Origin of the sequence: Streptococcus infantis (assembly GCF_047465035.1) — a bacterium.
GTDB classification, from domain to species: domain Bacteria; phylum Bacillota; class Bacilli; order Lactobacillales; family Streptococcaceae; genus Streptococcus; species Streptococcus infantis_T.
In genome coordinates this window covers 1-17077 of the sequence record NZ_JASHAQ010000016.1, presented here as the reverse complement: position 1 = coordinate 17077, position 17077 = coordinate 1, and the positions used below count along the sequence as shown (strand labels likewise).

At 38.1% G+C, this 17077-nt stretch carries 16 protein-coding genes and 4 pseudogenes; 1 reads left to right on the top strand and 19 read right to left on the bottom strand.

Going from position 1 to position 17077, the window contains the following annotated elements:
* Nucleotides 1-2: 2 nt before the first annotated feature.
* The 9 genes from QM406_RS07620 to QM406_RS07580 all read right to left on the bottom strand — a co-directional run bounded on the left by QM406_RS07620 (nucleotide 3) and on the right by QM406_RS07580 (nucleotide 7855).
* The gene (locus tag QM406_RS07620; protein ID WP_248034298.1) at nucleotides 3-257 is read right to left on the bottom strand and encodes a type II toxin-antitoxin system RelE family toxin; all 255 of its coding nucleotides are present in this window, start codon (nucleotides 255-257) and stop codon (nucleotides 3-5) included.
* Nucleotide 258: 1 nt separating this feature from the next.
* Nucleotides 259-501, bottom strand: coding sequence for a type II toxin-antitoxin system RelB family antitoxin (gene relB, locus QM406_RS07615; protein ID WP_248034299.1), 243 nt, complete (start codon nucleotides 499-501; stop codon nucleotides 259-261).
* A gap of 89 nt (nucleotides 502-590) precedes the next feature.
* Nucleotides 591-1400 (bottom strand): MBL fold metallo-hydrolase, encoded by an 810-nt coding sequence (locus QM406_RS07610; RefSeq protein WP_001279898.1) that lies wholly within the window; start codon nucleotides 1398-1400, stop codon nucleotides 591-593.
* 1 nt (nucleotide 1401) lies between these two features.
* Nucleotides 1402-2751, bottom strand: a complete 1350-nt coding sequence (vicK, locus tag QM406_RS07605; RefSeq protein ID WP_248034301.1) for a cell wall metabolism sensor histidine kinase VicK — start codon at nucleotides 2749-2751, stop codon at nucleotides 1402-1404.
* On the bottom strand, nucleotides 2744-3448 hold the full coding sequence (gene yycF, locus QM406_RS07600; RefSeq protein ID WP_075231732.1) for a response regulator YycF: 705 nt from the start codon (nucleotides 3446-3448) through the stop codon (nucleotides 2744-2746). Before yycF ends, vicK begins: the two co-directional genes overlap by 8 nt.
* 64 nt (nucleotides 3449-3512) lie before the next feature.
* On the bottom strand, nucleotides 3513-4676 hold the full coding sequence (gene mutY / locus QM406_RS07595) for an A/G-specific adenine glycosylase (RefSeq protein WP_414273862.1): 1164 nt from the start codon (nucleotides 4674-4676) through the stop codon (nucleotides 3513-3515).
* 452 nt (nucleotides 4677-5128) lie between these two features.
* Entirely contained in the window at nucleotides 5129-6040 is a 912-nt protein-coding gene (locus tag QM406_RS07590) for a bifunctional riboflavin kinase/FAD synthetase (RefSeq protein WP_281334831.1), read from the bottom strand.
* A gap of 65 nt (nucleotides 6041-6105) precedes the next feature.
* Nucleotides 6106-7044, bottom strand: coding sequence for a dihydroorotate dehydrogenase (locus QM406_RS07585; RefSeq protein ID WP_414273861.1), 939 nt, complete (start codon nucleotides 7042-7044; stop codon nucleotides 6106-6108).
* A 10-nt stretch (nucleotides 7045-7054) separates the two neighbouring features.
* Nucleotides 7055-7855, bottom strand: a complete 801-nt coding sequence (locus tag QM406_RS07580; RefSeq protein ID WP_414273860.1) for a dihydroorotate dehydrogenase electron transfer subunit — start codon at nucleotides 7853-7855, stop codon at nucleotides 7055-7057.
* A gap of 289 nt (nucleotides 7856-8144) precedes the next feature.
* Here QM406_RS07580 and QM406_RS07575 point away from each other — a divergent pair.
* Nucleotides 8145-8990, top strand: a pseudogene (locus QM406_RS07575) (IS630 family transposase).
* Here QM406_RS07575 and QM406_RS07570 read toward each other — a convergent pair.
* The 10 genes and pseudogenes from QM406_RS07570 to QM406_RS07525 form a co-directional block, all read right to left on the bottom strand.
* Nucleotides 8989-9213 (bottom strand): annotated as a pseudogene (locus QM406_RS07570) (EamA/RhaT family transporter); the annotation flags it as partial. The pseudogenes QM406_RS07575 and QM406_RS07570 sit on opposite strands and share 2 nt — an antisense overlap.
* A pseudogene (locus QM406_RS07565) lies at nucleotides 9203-10072 on the bottom strand (phosphotransferase). The pseudogenes QM406_RS07565 and QM406_RS07570, both read right to left, overlap by 11 nt.
* Before the next feature lie 12 nt (nucleotides 10073-10084).
* Nucleotides 10085-11107, bottom strand: a complete 1023-nt coding sequence (locus QM406_RS07560) for a ribitol-5-phosphate dehydrogenase (protein WP_414273859.1) — start codon at nucleotides 11105-11107, stop codon at nucleotides 10085-10087.
* A gap of 4 nt (nucleotides 11108-11111) precedes the next feature.
* Complete coding sequence (locus QM406_RS07555; protein WP_414273858.1) at nucleotides 11112-11819, bottom strand: 2-C-methyl-D-erythritol 4-phosphate cytidylyltransferase; 708 nt, start codon at nucleotides 11817-11819, stop codon at nucleotides 11112-11114.
* A gap of 293 nt (nucleotides 11820-12112) precedes the next feature.
* A complete protein-coding gene (locus tag QM406_RS07550; protein WP_000512114.1) occupies nucleotides 12113-12280 on the bottom strand; it encodes a twin-arginine translocase TatA/TatE family subunit in 168 nt (55 codons plus the stop codon).
* The gene (gene tatC, locus QM406_RS07545; protein ID WP_414273857.1) at nucleotides 12264-12995 is read right to left on the bottom strand and encodes a twin-arginine translocase subunit TatC; all 732 of its coding nucleotides are present in this window, start codon (nucleotides 12993-12995) and stop codon (nucleotides 12264-12266) included. Before tatC ends, QM406_RS07550 begins: the two co-directional genes overlap by 17 nt.
* Nucleotides 12995-14683, bottom strand: coding sequence for an FTR1 family iron permease (locus tag QM406_RS07540; RefSeq protein ID WP_414273856.1), 1689 nt, complete (start codon nucleotides 14681-14683; stop codon nucleotides 12995-12997). Before QM406_RS07540 ends, tatC begins: the two co-directional genes overlap by 1 nt.
* Nucleotides 14658-15872, bottom strand: a pseudogene (gene efeB / locus QM406_RS07535) (iron uptake transporter deferrochelatase/peroxidase subunit). The gene QM406_RS07540 and the pseudogene efeB overlap by 26 nt, the downstream one beginning before the upstream one ends.
* Before the next feature lie 5 nt (nucleotides 15873-15877).
* Nucleotides 15878-16750 (bottom strand): iron uptake system protein EfeO, encoded by an 873-nt coding sequence (gene efeO / locus QM406_RS07530; protein WP_414273855.1) that lies wholly within the window; start codon nucleotides 16748-16750, stop codon nucleotides 15878-15880.
* Between the two features lie 231 nt (nucleotides 16751-16981).
* The coding region (locus QM406_RS07525) for an IS3 family transposase (protein ID WP_414273886.1) at nucleotides 16982-17077 on the bottom strand (96 nt) is incomplete at its 5' end.

The window sequence follows — 17077 nt, the reverse complement described above, 5'->3', positions numbered from 1 at the left end:
ATTCAAGAATTATCTCTACGATGACCTATTTCTAAAGTAGAGACTATCAGTTCATCATCTACAATGTGCACAATAACTCGATAATTACCAATCCGGTACAGCCATTGCCCACATGGATTCCCCACCAAAGCTTTCCCATGCCTTCTTGGATCCTCTAAAACGTTATTTTCTAGATACTTTTTAATTAGTATCTGCGTATAACGATCTAATTTCTTTAGTTGTTTGATAAATCGTCTTGTTGGAACTAGCTTATACAAGTTAATCTTCCTCCAGACCTAGATTATGCATCATTTCTTCCCAAGTAATGGGTTTAAGTCCTTTTTCCAAGTCTTCTAAATGCTCTTGATAAGCTAAATCTGCTACACGAGCATCATATTCATCCTCTAAAGCTTCTAAAGTTTTTGTTCGTATCAACTCGGATAGAGAAACTCCTTCAAACTTAGCCATGGCTTTCATAAATGTTTTATCTGCTTCGGAAACTTTTAATGTAATAGTCGGCATGTTTCTTCTCCTAGAATTATTGGTAATACCATTGTATTACTTTTTAAGAACCCAGTCAATATAAAAAGAACACCTCTCGGCGTTCCTTTCTATATATCAGTCAGTGGTGTTGCGGTGTCTGGTGAAGTATCGTAAACTTGAAAGTCTACTCCTACTCCCAGATCTGCCTGAGCTAACTGATTGACCATGGTCATGTGGGCCAGTTCCTTGATATTATTTTCCTTGGACAAATGGCCTAGGTAAATTTTCTTGGTACGATTACCTAGTGTGCGAATCATAGCATCTGCTCCATCTTCATTTGAGAGGTGACCAAGGTCAGACAGGATGCGTTGTTTGAGTCGCCATGCGTAAGATCCAGCTCGCAGAATTTCCACATCATGATTTGACTCAATCAGGTAACCATCAGCGTTCTCGACGATACCAGCCATACGGTCACTAACATAGCCCGTATCCGTCAGCATGACAAAGCTCTTATCATCCTTCATAAAACGATAAAACTGGGGCGCCACTGCATCATGACTCACACCAAAACTCTCAATGTCGATGTCACCAAAGGTTTTGGTTTTCCCCATCTCGAAAATATGCTTTTGCGACGAGTCAACCTTACCAAGATACTTACTATTTTCCATAGCCTGCCAGGTTTTCTCATTGGCATAAAGATCCATGCCGTACTTACGAGCCAGAACGCCCACGCCGTGGATATGGTCTGAATGCTCATGCGTAATCAAGATAGCATCCAAATCCTCTGGTTTACGATTGATTTCACTCAAAAGGCTTGTAATTTTTTTGCCAGAGAGTCCTGCATCTACTAAAATTTTCTTTTTTGGTGTTTCCAAGTAAAATGAATTTCCACTGGAACCCGACGCTAAAATACTGTATTTAAAACCGATATCACTCATTCTAGTCTTCTAGTTCATCCTCCCAAATCTCTTCTTTCACGGCATCCTTATCGTATGGAAGTACGATAGTAAAGGTAGATCCCTTGCCATATTCACTCTTGGCCCAGATAAATCCCTTATGTTGCTTGATGATTTCCTTGGCGATAGCCAATCCTAGTCCTGTTCCTCCTTGAGCACGACTTCTAGCCTTATCAACCCTATAAAAACGGTCAAAAATCTTTGGTAAATCTTCTTTAGGAATCCCAAGTCCTTGATCTGAAATAGATAAAATCATCTGATCATCTGTAGTTTTCATGTTAACAGTGATTTTTCCACCATCTGGTGAATACTTGATAGCGTTATTCAGGATATTGTCAATCACCTGGGTCATCTTATCTGTATCAATCTCAATCCAAACAGAAGTAATCGGATAGTCTCTCACCAACTCGTACTTCTTCTCCTCATCTTGACTTTTCATTTTATCAAAACGATTAAGGATAAAGGTGATAAAGGCCGTAAAGTTTATCAACTCAACATCTAAGTGACTAGTTGCGTTATCAATCCGTGATAGATGCAAGAGGTCCGTCACCATCCGCATCATACGGTTGGTTTCATCCAAAGAAACCTTGATAAAGTCTGGAGCAACTGGTTCTGTCAGCGCTCCTTCGTCCAAGGCCTCAAGATAGGATTTTACACTGGTCAAAGGTGTACGCAACTCATGACTAACGTTCGAAACGAAAAGCCTTCTCTCACGTTCTTCCTTCTCTTGTTCAGTCGTATCATGTAGAACTGCTACTAAACCAGAGATAAAGCCAGACTCTCTACGAATCAAGGCAAAACGAACGCGCAAACTGATATATTCGCCATTAAGATTCTGCGAATAAATCATCAGCTCAGGGCTCTGAGTAATAAGTTCTCTCAGCTCATACTCTTCTTCAATCTTGAGTAACTCTAAGATATTTTGATTAAGAGCATCATCCCTTTCAACTCCAAGTTGTCTCTTGGCCATGTCATTAATCATGATAATCTGACCACGACGATTGGTCGCAAGCACTCCGTCTGTCATGTAGGACAGGATACTATGCAACCTTTTACTCTCTTGTTCCAGATTTTCTTGAGTCAGACGAATGACTTCAGACAAATCATTAAGATTGTTAGTGATATTAGTTATCTCTGAGCTTCCTTGCATATCCAAAACCTGAGAATAATCACCATCAATCAAATCTTTTATTTTCTGATTGATCTGCCTCAAACGAATATTATCACGACGACTCTCAAGCAAGAGAAAAGACACTAACAGAATAAAGCCAATTAAGATGAGGATAAAGATAAAGTCGCTCGTCAAAATTGTTTGTCTAATTACTTCAATCATTATTTCTCATATAATATCCTACTCCACGACGAGTTAGGATGTATTCAGGTCTGCTTGGTGTATCTTCAATCTTCTCACGCAAGCGTCGAATGGTTACATCAACTGTACGGACATCTCCAAAATAGTCATATCCCCAAACGGTTTCAAGAAGATGTTCTCGGGTAATAACTTGTCCAAGATGAGAAGCTAAATGATGCAAGAGTTCGAATTCACGGTGGGTTAGGTCTAACTCTTCACCATATTTCTTAGCCACGTAGGCATCTGGTAAAATCTCCAAATCGCCAATCTGCAGACTTTGTAATTTCGTTTCAGGTTCTTGGCTATCAACTGAGACAAGATCTGTACGACGGAGAAGAGCTTTAACACGGGCCTGTAGTTCACGATTTGAAAACGGCTTGGTTACATAGTCATCCGCCCCAAGCTCAAGCCCAATAACCTTATCAAACTCGCTGTCTTTAGCTGAAAGCATGATAATAGGAACACTACTTGTCTTACGAATAGTTTTTGCGACCTCAAGTCCATCAATCTCTGGAAGCATCAAATCCAAGATAATAATATCTGGTTGCTCAGCTTCAAATTGTTCAAGTGCTTCACGACCATTAAAAGCAGTTACAACTTCATAACCTTCCTTGGTCATATTAAATTTTATAATATCTGAGATGGGTTTTTCATCATCTACAATTAGTATTTTTTTCATTTAGTCACCTTTTTCCTTATCTCATTATACCAAAAAAATGTAAAGAAGACACGAAAGACCGATGCTAGTGGCTTCTTTTCAAGTAGGCTTGCCAAATCTTTTGCTGAGGTTTGGCTAGGGGATAATTGCTAAATTCTTCTGGACTTAACCAAAGGACTTCTCTATCTGTATATTCTTGTGTCTCAGTAACTCGGCCTGCAATTATCTGGATATGCCATTTACGATGGCTAAAAATGTGCTTGACCTCTTCAAATCGTAGATTTTGCCAATCAACTTCAAGATCATAGTCCTGTTCAAAACTTTCCTGTGGAGATGGTCCAAGCTGTAAAATTGGCTCCGCTACTTGACTGAAAAGGTCCAGGTCTTGAGTCTGGTCTGAGAAGTCATCAACTTCAATCAAGGGAAAATGCCAAAATCCAGCCAAGAGTTTTTCACTCTCATTCTTCTCTAATAGAAACTGACCCTGACTATTTTGCACTACAAGAGCCTTTAGATAAATAGGGATTGGCTTTTTCTTGGGAGCCTTAATTGGATAGCGATCCATGGTCCCATGTTGGTAAGCAGCACTGAATTCCTTAACAGGACTCTCCTCAGGTCTTGGATTAACAGGTGCCTCAATATCTGAACCTAAATCCATCAAAGCCTGATTGAAATCACCTGGACGATCAGGATCTATCAGAACTTCCATCATCGCTTGAAATATTTTTCGATTGCTAGGATTTCCAATATCATGATTGACTTCAAACAAACGTGCCAAAACACGCATGACATTGCCGTCTACAGCAGGCTGGGGAAGGTTAAAGGCAATACTTGAAATAGCCCCGGCTGTATAAGGACCTATCCCTTTCAAGCTTGAAATACCTTCATAAGTAGACGGGAACTTGCCTTCAAATTCGCTCATAATCTGTTGAGCGGCTGTTTGCATATTGCGGACACGAGAATAATAGCCAAGTCCTTCCCAGGCTTTTAATAAGCGCTCCTCAGGAGCATTTGCTAAGCTTTCTACGGTTGGAAACCATTCTAAAAAACGTTCATAATAGGGAATGACAGTATCAACTCGAGTCTGCTGCAACATAATTTCAGAAACCCAGATATGATAAGGATTCTTACTCCGTCTCCAAGGTAAATCCCGCTTGTTTTCGTCATACCAGGCTAATAATTTTTGACGGAAAGAGAGAATCTTGTCCTCTTCCCACATGGTCACACCATATTTCTCCAAATCTAACATATTTCTAGTATAGCATAACCTTTTAGGATACTCAAAAATTCAAGATAGACATTCAATAAAACAAAGACTATAAGACTAAAAGGAAATCTAAAGATTATCTTGTTTAAAATTTGAATAAACACATAGTTTAAAAAAGTTTATCAGAGTCTAGGATGTCTGGAAACAAAAGTAGAAAAGATTTATTCTATTCATAATACTCTAATTTTTATATAGCTACTTGTCAGTTTTAATTTAAAAATGTTGATTTAAGCTAAATATAGTGGATTGAAATAAGGTATGAATAGAGAGGTTAGGAAAGTCAAATCAATTTCTAGCAATGTTTTAGAAGTCGAAATGAACTATTCTTTATTTAGCCTACTATAATAGTTATGATGATTCCCCAAACTTAAGCTAAAATACAAATAAAAAAGAGTGTGAGAAAATCCCAAACTCTACTATATTTTATTTTGATTTTATTTTCTAGCTATCTTTTCATCCTCTTCTAGTTGTTTAACTAATTGATCAACGCTATCAAATTTTACCATATCACGGATACGGTCCAACCAGGAAACGATGACAGTCTCCCCATAGATATCGTCGGAAAAATCAAAGATATGAACTTCAAAACGCTCTTCTTCGCCATCAAAGGTTTCATTTTTACCTAGACTCGCCATACCACGATAGACTTTTCTTTGGATTTCAACGTCAACGGCATAAACACCATCAGCTGGCATATATGTCCGATCCAAGTTGACTAGATTAGCTGTCGGGAAGCCAATAGTTCGACCACGCGCATTTCCATGAACCACTACACCTCTCGTTGGCAAAGGGAATCCCAGAAGTTTGCCTGCCTCTTTTACATCTCCTTCTAGAATGGCTTGGCGAATACGCGTTGAACTAATTTTCCCCTTTTCGTCCTCAACTGGTGGAACAACAACCACTTCACCATGGAAGAGTTCTTTTAAATCCTCAGCTGTTTTTCTATCTGAACCAAGAGTATAGTCAAAACCAACTACAATCGTATCTGCCTTTGCTTCCTTGACATAGGTATCAATGAATTCTTGGGCAGTCATATTTGCTACTCGACTAGTGAAATCCATCAAATACAAGCTCTCAACTCCAGCTCGCTTCAATCTACGTTCACGTTCACTAGCATTCAAAATATGCAATAAGTGTTCAGGTGAGTATTGATTCAGAGTTAGCTTTGGTGATTCGTTAAAAGTTACTAGAGCTACTCCCTGGCGCTTTTCAGCAGCAATGTTAGAAGCTATTTCAAATAATTTTTGATGGCCGAGGTGAACTCCATCAAAATAACCAAGTACAAGGACGTTTGGTCCTGGTGTTGCAATATCTTTTTCTGTTTTAATAGGTACTGTAATAATCATAGTATTTATTATACCAAAAAAATGGCGCTTTCAAAACAATTTAAACTGAATTCAGAACATAAAACTTAGAGCAAACTTTCTCTGACTTCTTTTCGCAACATTTCTAGACTTTCGATCCCGTACTTATCCATGACTTTTGGTAGATTTTCGATAATATCTGGACAAGCATAGGGATTTGTAAAGTTGGCTGTTCCGATACCGATTGCTGAGGCTCCTGCCAGATACATTTCTAAGGCCGCTTCAGCCGAATCCACTCCTCCCATCCCAATGATTGGAAGCTTAGTTGTTTGAGCTACTTGACGGATTAGTTTTAGGGCTACAGGAAATACAGCAGGTCCAGACATACCACCTGTCCCATTTGCGATAATCGGCTTTCTGGTTTTAAGGTCAAAACGCATCCCAACAAGGGTATTGATCATTGTGAGACCACTAGCTCCAGCATCTTCTACTGCTTTTGCAATAGTCACGATATCCGTCACACTAGGGGTTAATTTGACGTAAACGAGCACATCTGATGCTTCCACAGCTGCTTTTACCACATCATAAGCCAACTCAGGATCTTGTCCAATTAAAAGACCATGATTACCGTGATCAACGTTAGGACAAGAGATATTGAGCTCAATGGCTTTCACGTTAGGTGCCTTGGAAATTCCATGAGATACGGCCGCGTATTCTTGCTTTGAAAATCCAGCCACATTGGCGATAATGGGAAGATTTGGATATTCTCTTTGAAGCCAAGGTAGTTTCTCAGATAGAACAACCTCTAAACCTGGATTTTGTAAACCAATAGCGTTGAGCATACCTGCAGGTGTTTCTGCTACTCGTGGAGTTGGATTTCCAAACCTGGGTTCTAGGGTAGTCGCCTTAATCATGATAGAGCCTAAAAGATCTAAATCATAGTATTTAGCATATTCTTGACCAAAGCCAAAACAACCTGATGCAGGAATGATAGGATTCTTTAATTCTAAGCCTGGTAGAGAAACTTGTAATCGATTTTCAGTCATGACACTCTCCTTATAAAACTACTGTTCCTGTTTTAAATACAGGCCCATCTTCACACACACGTTGACTAACCGTATCACTATCGGGAACTTTTAAGACGCAAGCATAACAAGCTCCCATACCACAGGCCATACGGGATTCAAGAGATAGATAAGCTCTTGGATGCTCGTAAAAGGTTTGATTGATATATTTCATCATACCAGGTGCCCCACAAGAGTAGATGGCATCAAATTTCTTATCAAATTCCTTTATCACTACTGATACATTTCCTTGGGTTCTATAAGAACCATCATCAGTCGTTACAAAGACTTTGCTATATTGGGATAATTCATCTTCCAAAATAACTGCGTCTTTGGTCGCAAATCCTAGAACCGTTGTGACATCTACACCACGCTCATGCAGTTGCTTAGCTACTTCGAGTAAGGGTGGTACTCCGATTCCACCACCAACTAGGAGAACACGATTCTGCTTGTCTAAATCAGATAAATCAAAACCATTCCCCTGAGGTCCCATAACATCTAGGGCATCTCCAGCTTTTAAGGTTGAAAAGATTGCCGTACCCGAACCTTCAACTCGATAGATTAAATGACATTGTTTTTTACTTGTATTGATAGATGAAATTGAAATTGGACGACGCAAGAGATGGGCGTCATCAGGAACACGCAAATGAAGAAATTGTCCTGCTTTCATAGCTTCAACCATTTCTCCTTGAAGTACTAGTTCAAAGATCGCTGGTGCGATTTCCTTTTGAGACACTACTTTCATGGTTTCCAAGCGAATAGCACCCATTCGTTTTCTACAATTTGGATTCATAACTTTTCCTCCTTAAATTTTAAGGGGATCAGATAAAGAAAAACCTTGCTATTGCAAGGTTTCAGTTAAGATATTTACACAAAAGTACAAATAAGCACCTGCTTACTTGTTTCCATTGTAGCTTCTTTTCTCTGACACCTTGTGAGCCTCTCTGGACTTCCCTTAAAGGTTAAATTTTTACTAGTATACTGTATCAACCCTAAAAAGTCAAGCAAAAATAGGTAAGGTGTCTGACGTATTTTATAGTTAATTGAACCTAAAACAGTACATAATGTGGTATAATATTCTTATGGCATATTCATTAGATTTTCGTAAAAAAGTTCTCGCTTATTGTGAGCGAACAGGCAGTATAACAGAAGCATCACACATTTTCCAAATCTCACGTAATACCATTTATTGCTGGTTAAAGCTAAAAGAAAAAACAGGAGAGCTAAACCATCAAGTAAAAGGAACAAAACCAAGAAAGGTTGATAGAGATAGACTTAAAAACTATCTTACTGACAATCCGGACGCTTATTTGACTGAAATAGCTTCTGAATTTGGCTGTCATCCAACTACTATCCACTATGCTCTCAAAGCTATGGGATACACTCGAAAAAAAGAACCACACCTACTATGAACAAGACCCAGAAAAAGTAGCTTTATTTCTTAAAAAATTTAATAGTTTAAAGCATCTAGCACCTGTTTATATTGATGAAACAGGATTCGATACTTATTTTTATCGAGAATATGGTCGCTCATTAAAAGGTCAGTTAATAAGAGGTAAAATATCTGGAAGAAGATATCAGAGGATCTCACTGGTTGCAGGGCTAACAAATGGTGAGTTAATCGCTCCAATGACTTACGAAGAGACGATGACGAGCGACTTTTTTGAAGCTTGGTTTCAGAAGTTTCTCTTACCAACATTAAACACACCATCAGTTATTATTATGGATAATGCAAGATTCCATAGAATGGTAAGATAGAGCACTTATGTGAAGAATTTGGGCATAAACTTTTACCACTTCCTCCCTACTCACCTGAGTACAATCCTATTGAGAAAACATGGGCTCATATCAAAAAGCATCTCAAAAGGGTATTGCCAAGTTGCAATACTTTTTTTGAGGCACTTTTGTCTTGTTCTTGTTTCAATTGACTATAACATTTCGAATATTCAAGAAGATTGAAAAACGTACTTTTCCTTCCTTAACTAGAAGAAAACCTAGTAAGATAAAAATACTTAGGAAGTCGTGTGCTGCTGCTACTACAAAGGGTGATAAATCAGTAAATATTGAAAATATATAGGCACTAACGGTAAGTCCTAACCCCCAGAACACACCTGAAAGTAGACCAAAAGAAACTCCATTTTTAGTTTTCATCAAATCCTCCCTTAGACTGTAATTCTCTTACAGCTCTATTGTAACGAGAGATTCCATAATCTCCGAAATCTGCACCATTTTCTTCCTTGTAAATAGTCCAAAGACTCCAAATGATGTCTTGCAAGATTTTGTAGATATGAATTTTTTCTCTTGAAACTGGAGTCTTATCACTCTTATAATGAATTAGAAAGTCTTCTTCCTCTTCACTAGTAAACTCTGATTCTAGGAAGAGAGCTGCCAGATCCCACATAGGGTCATTCATGGATGAATATTCCCAATCAATGAGATAAAGGTGACCATCTGGTCCTTCTATAAAGTTTTCTGGAACCAAATCAATATGACATGATTTTTTATCAATTCCAATTTGTTCAAGTTGATCTTTCAAAGAAAATACAGACTTTCTGACAACTTCATAGTTTGGATAGGAAATCTCCCCTTGAATCAAGGTTTCATATTTTTTGATTTCCTCAAAAGGAGCAAACTCTCCTTTTAATTCTTTACCAGAAGCGTGAATGGTTTGTAGAATTGGTGCAATCTTTTCAAATTTGGTTTTAATGGTAGCTGAATCAAGTGTCTCAGCATTTTCAATGTATTGATTAACCTTAATTCCTGCTTCGATATCGAAAAGATAATTTTCTACATCTAATTTCAAATCTTTCAACAATTCAAGATTGAACTTCTCATTCTGGCGGTCAATTAATTTATCTGTACCTTTTCCGAAAAACTTAACGATATACTGATTTGAGGTTGTCTTAACCAAATAGTTTTGATTAGTCATTCCTCCTAGTTATTCAACACTTAAAATATCTTCATCAGTTGATAGTAAAGAGGTAAGTTTTTCCTTAATAATCTTTTCCACAATCATCCTCCATTAGACTTCCCACTTAAAGACTGTCTTAAAAGCAGTATTCAGGTCAGTTGCAAAAACTCGGTGAATATCCTTAATTTCTCGTACTGGTTCTTCTAAATAAATGATATTTTTCAAACGATTGGCAAATCTCTTAATCTCCATCATTTGGATAGCTTTTTCGAAGTCAACACGTCCTGAACGAGAAGAACCTACTAGTAACAAACCTTTTTCCAAGGAATCTCGGGTATTGATGTTAACCTTGTACTCACTAACACCCATCATCAGAATAGTACCTTGTGGTTTGATGTAACGGATGAGATCATTAATAGCAGGTCCGCATCCATCACCACCACAACATTCGAAACCATGATCAAAACTAAGATCTTCTGGAATACTATCTGTAATGTATAGCTCCTTAGCAAAAGAGAAGAGTTCTAATTTTTCCCAGTGACGACCAATAACAATAATCTCAGCTTCAGGCAAGGTATAGTTGATAATATTTGCCATGACAAAGGCTAGACTACCATCACCAATAACTGCAATACGCTGACGTCTGCTATGTGAAACCGTCAAGAAGCGATTCATAGCGTGCATGCCCACACTGACAAACTCAGTAATTGCAGCTACTGTATCTTCGATGTCCTCGTAAGCTACCACACGATCCTTAGGTAGAGAAACAAACTCACGCATAAAGCCATCATAACCACTAGACAAGAAATAGGTTCCTATCATATAGTTTTCATAAAATTCCTCATCACTCTGCATAGGTGGTTGATTGGGAATCATGACAACCTTCTGACCAACTTTGTAGGTACCTGTGGGATCAGAAATAACAGTTCCACAAGACTCATGAATCATAGCCATTGGAAGTTTCTTTGATAAAATTTTTGGATCACGTTTTCCTTGATAGTAACGTTGATCCGCATGACAAACCGCCATAAAGTTTGGTCGAATAAGGATATGATTCTCTTGATCAATTTCCTCTTCCTGATATTTGATATTGATAAACTTTGGCTTGGTCAGTTGATAAATTTGATTAATCATGTCTCTAGTCTTTCTCAATCATACTTTTAGCAATTTTCAAGTCTGTAACTGTTGTAATTTTAAGGTTTGAGTATTCACCTTTAGCCAAGGCAACATCTTTACCCTTAATGACAAAGATTTTACATGCATCTGTTAAAATTTCTTTTTCTTCTGCTGATAAAGAACCATACAAATCAATAAAGTCTTTACAACGGAAGGTTTGAGGTGTTTGTCCTTGATAAAGATGAGCGCGATTTGGAATATCTGTGATGAACTGACCATTTGTACTTTCAACAATGGTATCCACGGCTTCAACTACAGTATCAACAGCATCATGATTTTGTGCAAGTTCAATATTGTCTTGAATCATTCTAAGAGTGATGAAAGGACGAACGGAATCATGCGTCACCACAATATCATCTGCTGTCAGTGGACAGTAAGCATCAATAGCTTCAATAATTTTTTCAATACTAGAATTACGATCCGCACCACCTTTTGTGATGATGATACGATCCTTATGAAGCGGAAGGAATTTTTCAACTAAATCTTCTGCGTGTGTAACCCAGTCTCCATGGACTCCAACTACAATCTTTTCAATACTTGGTTCTAGTACAAATTTCTCAATAGTGTGAATTAAAATTGGGCGGTCTCCCAACTCTAGAAATTGCTTTGGTAAATTACTGATCCCCATGCGTGTGCCAGTGCCACCCGCTAAAATTCCAGCGTAGATCATTTTCATACTCCTTTAGTCTGTTCTTAAAAAAACTCATTCTTTACCATTATATCACAACCTAGCCCTTTATTGAAATAAATACTAGAATTCTCTAGTCAGAAAGAGCCTAGGCATACCATTAGGGAAAGTAACTTGAATGATAAAAAAATCTCAACTCTATTTTCAACAAATATAGAGTTCTTCAGAATATTATAGAAAACTTAAAGAAACCTTAAACTAAATAAAAAAGTTGAGATTGTAGCCAGAGATAATTCCAAGCTAACAATTCTCAACTCTATTCAATTATTTTTCGTTTATTTTTCTTCTTGCTCACCAATGCCCTTAACGGCTTTCTTAAACTCGGCAAGCATTTTTCCTACTGATTCGCCTAGCTCTGGTAAGCGTTTTGGTCCAAAAATTAACAGTGCTCCAAGAACAATGACTATTAAGCCTGGCGCACCAATATCACGTAAGATTCCCATTTTTTTCTCCTTTCCTTTTTCTCTTAATTATCCATTTACTAATAGCGATACTAACCTCATACAAAAGGATTAGGGGAACAGTCATCGCTAAATCACTAATAAAATCGGCAGGTGTCAAAATAACAGCCAATACCAATAAGATGAAATAGGCATAACGTCTATAAGCAATGAGTAGTTCAGGTCCAATCAAACCAATTGAGGTAAAAAAAGCAATGATAACTGGCAATTCAAAGATAAATGCTAGTGGTAGAGTTGTTTGAAAGACAAAAGCTAGATAATTTTGTGCTGTCAGCTGAGTTTCAAATAAGTTTTCACCTAGTCCCAGTAAAACCTGAAGTATAGCTGGTGTGACAAAATAAAAGCCAAAGGCTAACCCCAAGATAAAACAAAGGAAAGTTGCAGGGATATAAGCAAAAATCGCTCCTGCTTCTTCATTTTTAAGGGCTGGTCGGACGAAACTCCAAACTTGATAAACGGTAAAGGGCAAGGTAAGGCTAAAGGCCATCAAACTTGCCAAACGAAGATAAATCCATAAAATATCATTCGGTCCTAAGACGATCAACTTCTGACTAAAGCCTTGTGTGATAAATTGATAAACCTGATCAGCAAATAATAGTGAAACGCAGAATACTAGAAAGAAGCAAACAACTACTGCTAGCAATCTCTTTCTAAATTCTACCAAATGTTCAATAATTGTCAATTCCTTTTGATCCATCACTTTTCACCCTGTCTAATGGTAATTAGAAAGACTACGAGGATAAAGAGAGTCTGACCTGCTACCCCTTCCCAACTAGGGTAAATTCCCAATATATCAATACTTGGTATTCCTGAGAGCAGATGGTTTGGAATCATATTTGTCAACTGTAAGGCATGGATACTGACTCCCGTCATCTTAAAGGCTAAGGCATAAATCATCCAAGTCAGGATGAAGAAAAACTTATGAGGCAGGAAAAATTGACTAGCCTTGTTCATCACAAAGGCAATCACGACTAAAACTGAGAGGGCTAGAGAAATTCCTAGGACAAAATCAAAACTAGAAATCCTTGGCAGAATCCCCACATAGAATAAAATCGTCTCAGCACCTTCACGGAACACGGCTAGAAAACTCAGAGCAAACATAGAAAAGAACGATCCTGTTTTCGTGACAGTTTGCATCTGCGATTCCATAAAAGCATTCCATTTTTTAACAGAGGATTTGCTATGAAGCCAAATACCGATTAAAATCATCATGATAACCGCAAAAATCCCGACTGCTCCTTCGATGATTTCACGGTTAGTTCCTGAGGCAACTGCTGGAAAGGCAATCTGTAGGATATAGGCAATCAAAAGACTGGCCACTATACCAGCAAATGCACCACCATAGACCCACTTGAGGCCCTTTCTCATCTTAGCAGCTTTCAAAGTTGTCACAAGCGCCATGACAATCAAGAGTGCTTCCACACCTTCTCGGAGCAAGATGAGCATGGCGTCAAATGCATTATAGGAAGCGCTAGTATCAATTTGAGATAGCTCTGCAATCAAGCTAGAAAGCTTTTCTTGATATTCACTTTCCTTTCCCTTAACCATGATGACAGGACTTTCACTTTCAACCTTGGTATAAAGCGAAGGATTGGTTGTACTTACAGAACCTTCGATTGTTGGCCAAATAGTAATAAACTCCTTCATCGTCGCAGCTGCTTCACTATCTTGACCAGCTTGAAATTGAGCCAAGGCCTTTTTTAAAAGATCGATTCCATCCTTCAGTGTCAGGTTGGATGATTTCGTTGCAACTTCTGTACCTTCAACAAAGTTAGAAATGGCTGTTTTCAAATCATCAAACGATGCCTGAATAGTATCAAAGTTCGTTGGTTCAGTCTCAATGCTACTACGCAGAAAGGAAATAGCTGTTTCCACTTGCCCATAATGAGCTGTACTATGGTCGCGAACCACTGCTTCATTGATGGTCCAGGTTGAATTCATTTTTTTATAGGCTTCTCTTACTGCTTTCAGATCTTGAGAAGCGATTGCCTTGTCTAAGGCTTCAAAACGAGGTTCTAATCGTGAAACAAGTTTCTCTTTTTCTGCATCAAGGTCGACTGGATTTTGCTCTTTCTCAAATGTCAAAAGGGCTAAAGAAATCTGAGTTAACTGGTCTTCAGTAAAATCACCAGTTAAGGCCAACTTTTCTTGAACTTGACGTCCTGCTTCAGAGTCAGAATTCTCGACTTTCTCGAAATCTTTGGTCATTTCATCGATTAGTTTTCTAGCCTGATCTTGTTTGCCTTCTTTAACAGCTTTAGTTGCATCAGTTATTTTCACAAAGTAGGGACTCAAATTTTCCTTAGCTCCTACCGGAAAAATCAACAGGAAGAAACAAGCACATAGGAGGATAATACTTTTAGGATTCCAATAATTTCTGCCCAATGTAACCTCCCTTCTCTACTCCACCAAAGCAGGCAAAAAGACCACTGCCTATATGGGTAACGTACTCATTCATTTTATCCGTAGCACCTAGATTGGTCTGCACCTTAACAAAGCTATCTGGATCCTTTTGGAAGGAGATAAAGAGCAAACCAGTGTCAAACTGACCAGTCTTTTCATCTATGCCATCAGAATAAGAATACGATCGACGCAGGAGAGGTTTATCCACTTCTTTTGCTAAGCGAACATGAGAATCGTCAGGAAGAAGACTCAAGTCCACCTCATCAAATTCGTTTTTCTTACCAAAAGGAGCTCCACTTTCCTTATAGCGCCCAAAGGTATTTTCTTGCTCCTCCAGATTGGTTCGATCCCAAGTATCAAGAAACATCTGGATGCGACGAACGGCCATGTAGGAACCATTTTCCATCCAATCCTTACTGTCAGCCCAAACAACCTGATCAAATTCTTTCTCAGTGGTAACATTAGCAGTCCCATCTTTAAAACCAAAGAGATTACGAGGAGTTTCCATACGATTACCGATAGCCGCAAAACCAGATTGACTCCAACGAAGAGTCACTGCATTCCTTCCCTTTCGGATAAGGTTACGAACAGCATGAAAGGCAACTTGCTCATCATCAGCACAAGCTTGGATAACTATATCTCCTCCCGTGTACTTTTCTCGTAACTGTTCCTTTGGAAAAGGAGGCAAATCTCTAAAGAGTGTTGGACGTTTGTTCTCTAGTTTCATCTTTTCTAGGAAACTAGCCGAAATTCCAAAGGTCAGGGTCAAACGATGAGGATTAAGCCCAACTGTTTCTCCAGTATCACTCGGAGGCAAGAGGCTATTGTTACCATCTTTTTTAACCAATTCTCCCTCTACAAGTTTGGCACTATAATCCGTCCAATCCTTAAATAACTGGATGATTTTCTCTTTGTCAGTTGTATGCAAATCTAATACCACAAAATAAATGTTTTTCTACATGACAGTTGTAATGCCAGCTTGGTGCTTGCCATAGAAGGCTATTTTTTCATCTCCGTACGAGATTTTCTCCTGACCATCAAGCTTAGGTGCGAAAAAAGCAGAAGCACCAGAGAGTCCAAGTGCGAGACCAGCACCTCCGATACCTGCTTTTTTTAGAAATTCTCGACGGTCCATTTTTCGTTCAAAAAATTTTTCGCCTTTGTTTGTCATATTACTTATTCTCCACCAAGAAATTTACCCATTTGTGATAATGGTTCACCAAGTTTTGTCACTGCTTCAGACAATTCTTTAGTGTCTTCTTTCGTTAAGTCTGTATAGAGCTTATAGTGTTCCTTGTCCGTCATGTGTTTGTCTAACAAACTATTGACAGATTTGAAATCTTCCTCTAACTCCTTAACCAAGGCTGCATCTGATTTTTCAAGCAAGGGTTTAAATAGCTGGAAAATCTTCTCAGCACCTTGGATATTGGCACGAAAATCATACAAATCTGTATGAGAATAAATCTCCTCTTCACCAGTAATCTTACTTGTCGCTACTTCATTAAGAAGGTCAACAGCGCCAGTTAGCATAATCTTGTAATCAACATCTACAGTCGCAATCTTAGCCTTCAATTCCTTGATATCATTTACCAGTTGGTCACCATAAGACTCAGTTCCTTTGGTTGTGTTTTCCTCCCAAAGAATGCGCTCGATACGGTGGAAACCAGACCAACCTTCTTCAGTCTTATTTTCATCTAGATAGTCTGCCAAACGAAAGTCAATCTTCACATCAGATTCACCAAAGCTCTCTGCAATCGGCTCTGAACGTTCATAAGACATACGAATTAAAGGGTATGCCTTTTTAGCTTCTTCTAACTTACCATCCTTCAAAAGTTGAACAAAACCTTCTGTATCCGTCAATAGTTTATCAATCTGTTCTTCTACAAAGGTTTTGTAGTCACTAGTTGCCTTATCCAATAATTTTTGGTTATCTTCTGATAATTTTGTAACCTGAGAGGAATTACTTGTCGAGGTCTGTTTTTCAGTCTGTGCCGCACAAGCCGTTAATAATAAAGCCGAAGATAAAAGGATAAAACCAAGTTTTTTCATATAACGCTCCTATTAAATCATGGGAATCCCATTTTTTAAATTTATTATATCATGGTTTTTCTAATCATTCAATAAATTGTCAGAAAATTTAATGTTTGATCGTTAGACATTAACAACATTTTTATGGTAAAAACGATTGTTACATTAGTATATTTTAAAGGGCATTTAGAAACTTTACATAAATAATAAAACGCTAATACTGTACTGACCCCAAAAAGTTAGACAATTAATTTATTCAAAGGATTTAGTTCTGTATTGCACAGGACTGAGTCCTTTTAGTTTTACCTTAATTCGTTTGTTGTTGTAATAATCAATATAGTTTACAAT

Coding starts and splice junctions, on each gene's coding strand:
- QM406_RS07550 (WP_000512114.1), bottom strand. CDS start 12,280: ATGGGAATCTTACGTGATATTGGTGCGCCAGGCTTAATAGTCATTGTT.
- QM406_RS07580 (WP_414273860.1), bottom strand. CDS start 7,855: ATGAATCCAAATTGTAGAAAACGAATGGGTGCTATTCGCTTGGAAACC.
- QM406_RS07590 (WP_281334831.1), bottom strand. CDS start 6,040: ATGATTATTACAGTACCTATTAAAACAGAAAAAGATATTGCAACACCA.
- relB (WP_248034299.1), bottom strand. CDS start 501: ATGCCGACTATTACATTAAAAGTTTCCGAAGCAGATAAAACATTTATG.
- QM406_RS07610 (WP_001279898.1), bottom strand. CDS start 1,400: ATGAGTGATATCGGTTTTAAATACAGTATTTTAGCGTCGGGTTCCAGT.
- tatC (WP_414273857.1), bottom strand. CDS start 12,995: ATGGATCAAAAGGAATTGACAATTATTGAACATTTGGTAGAATTTAGA.
- QM406_RS07585 (WP_414273861.1), bottom strand. CDS start 7,044: ATGACTGAAAATCGATTACAAGTTTCTCTACCAGGCTTAGAATTAAAG.
- yycF (WP_075231732.1), bottom strand. CDS start 3,448: ATGAAAAAAATACTAATTGTAGATGATGAAAAACCCATCTCAGATATT.
- QM406_RS07560 (WP_414273859.1), bottom strand. CDS start 11,107: ATGATTAATCAAATTTATCAACTGACCAAGCCAAAGTTTATCAATATC.
- efeO (WP_414273855.1), bottom strand. CDS start 16,750: ATGAAAAAACTTGGTTTTATCCTTTTATCTTCGGCTTTATTATTAACG.
- mutY (WP_414273862.1), bottom strand. CDS start 4,676: ATGTTAGATTTGGAGAAATATGGTGTGACCATGTGGGAAGAGGACAAG.
- vicK (WP_248034301.1), bottom strand. CDS start 2,751: ATGATTGAAGTAATTAGACAAACAATTTTGACGAGCGACTTTATCTTT.
- QM406_RS07555 (WP_414273858.1), bottom strand. CDS start 11,819: ATGATCTACGCTGGAATTTTAGCGGGTGGCACTGGCACACGCATGGGG.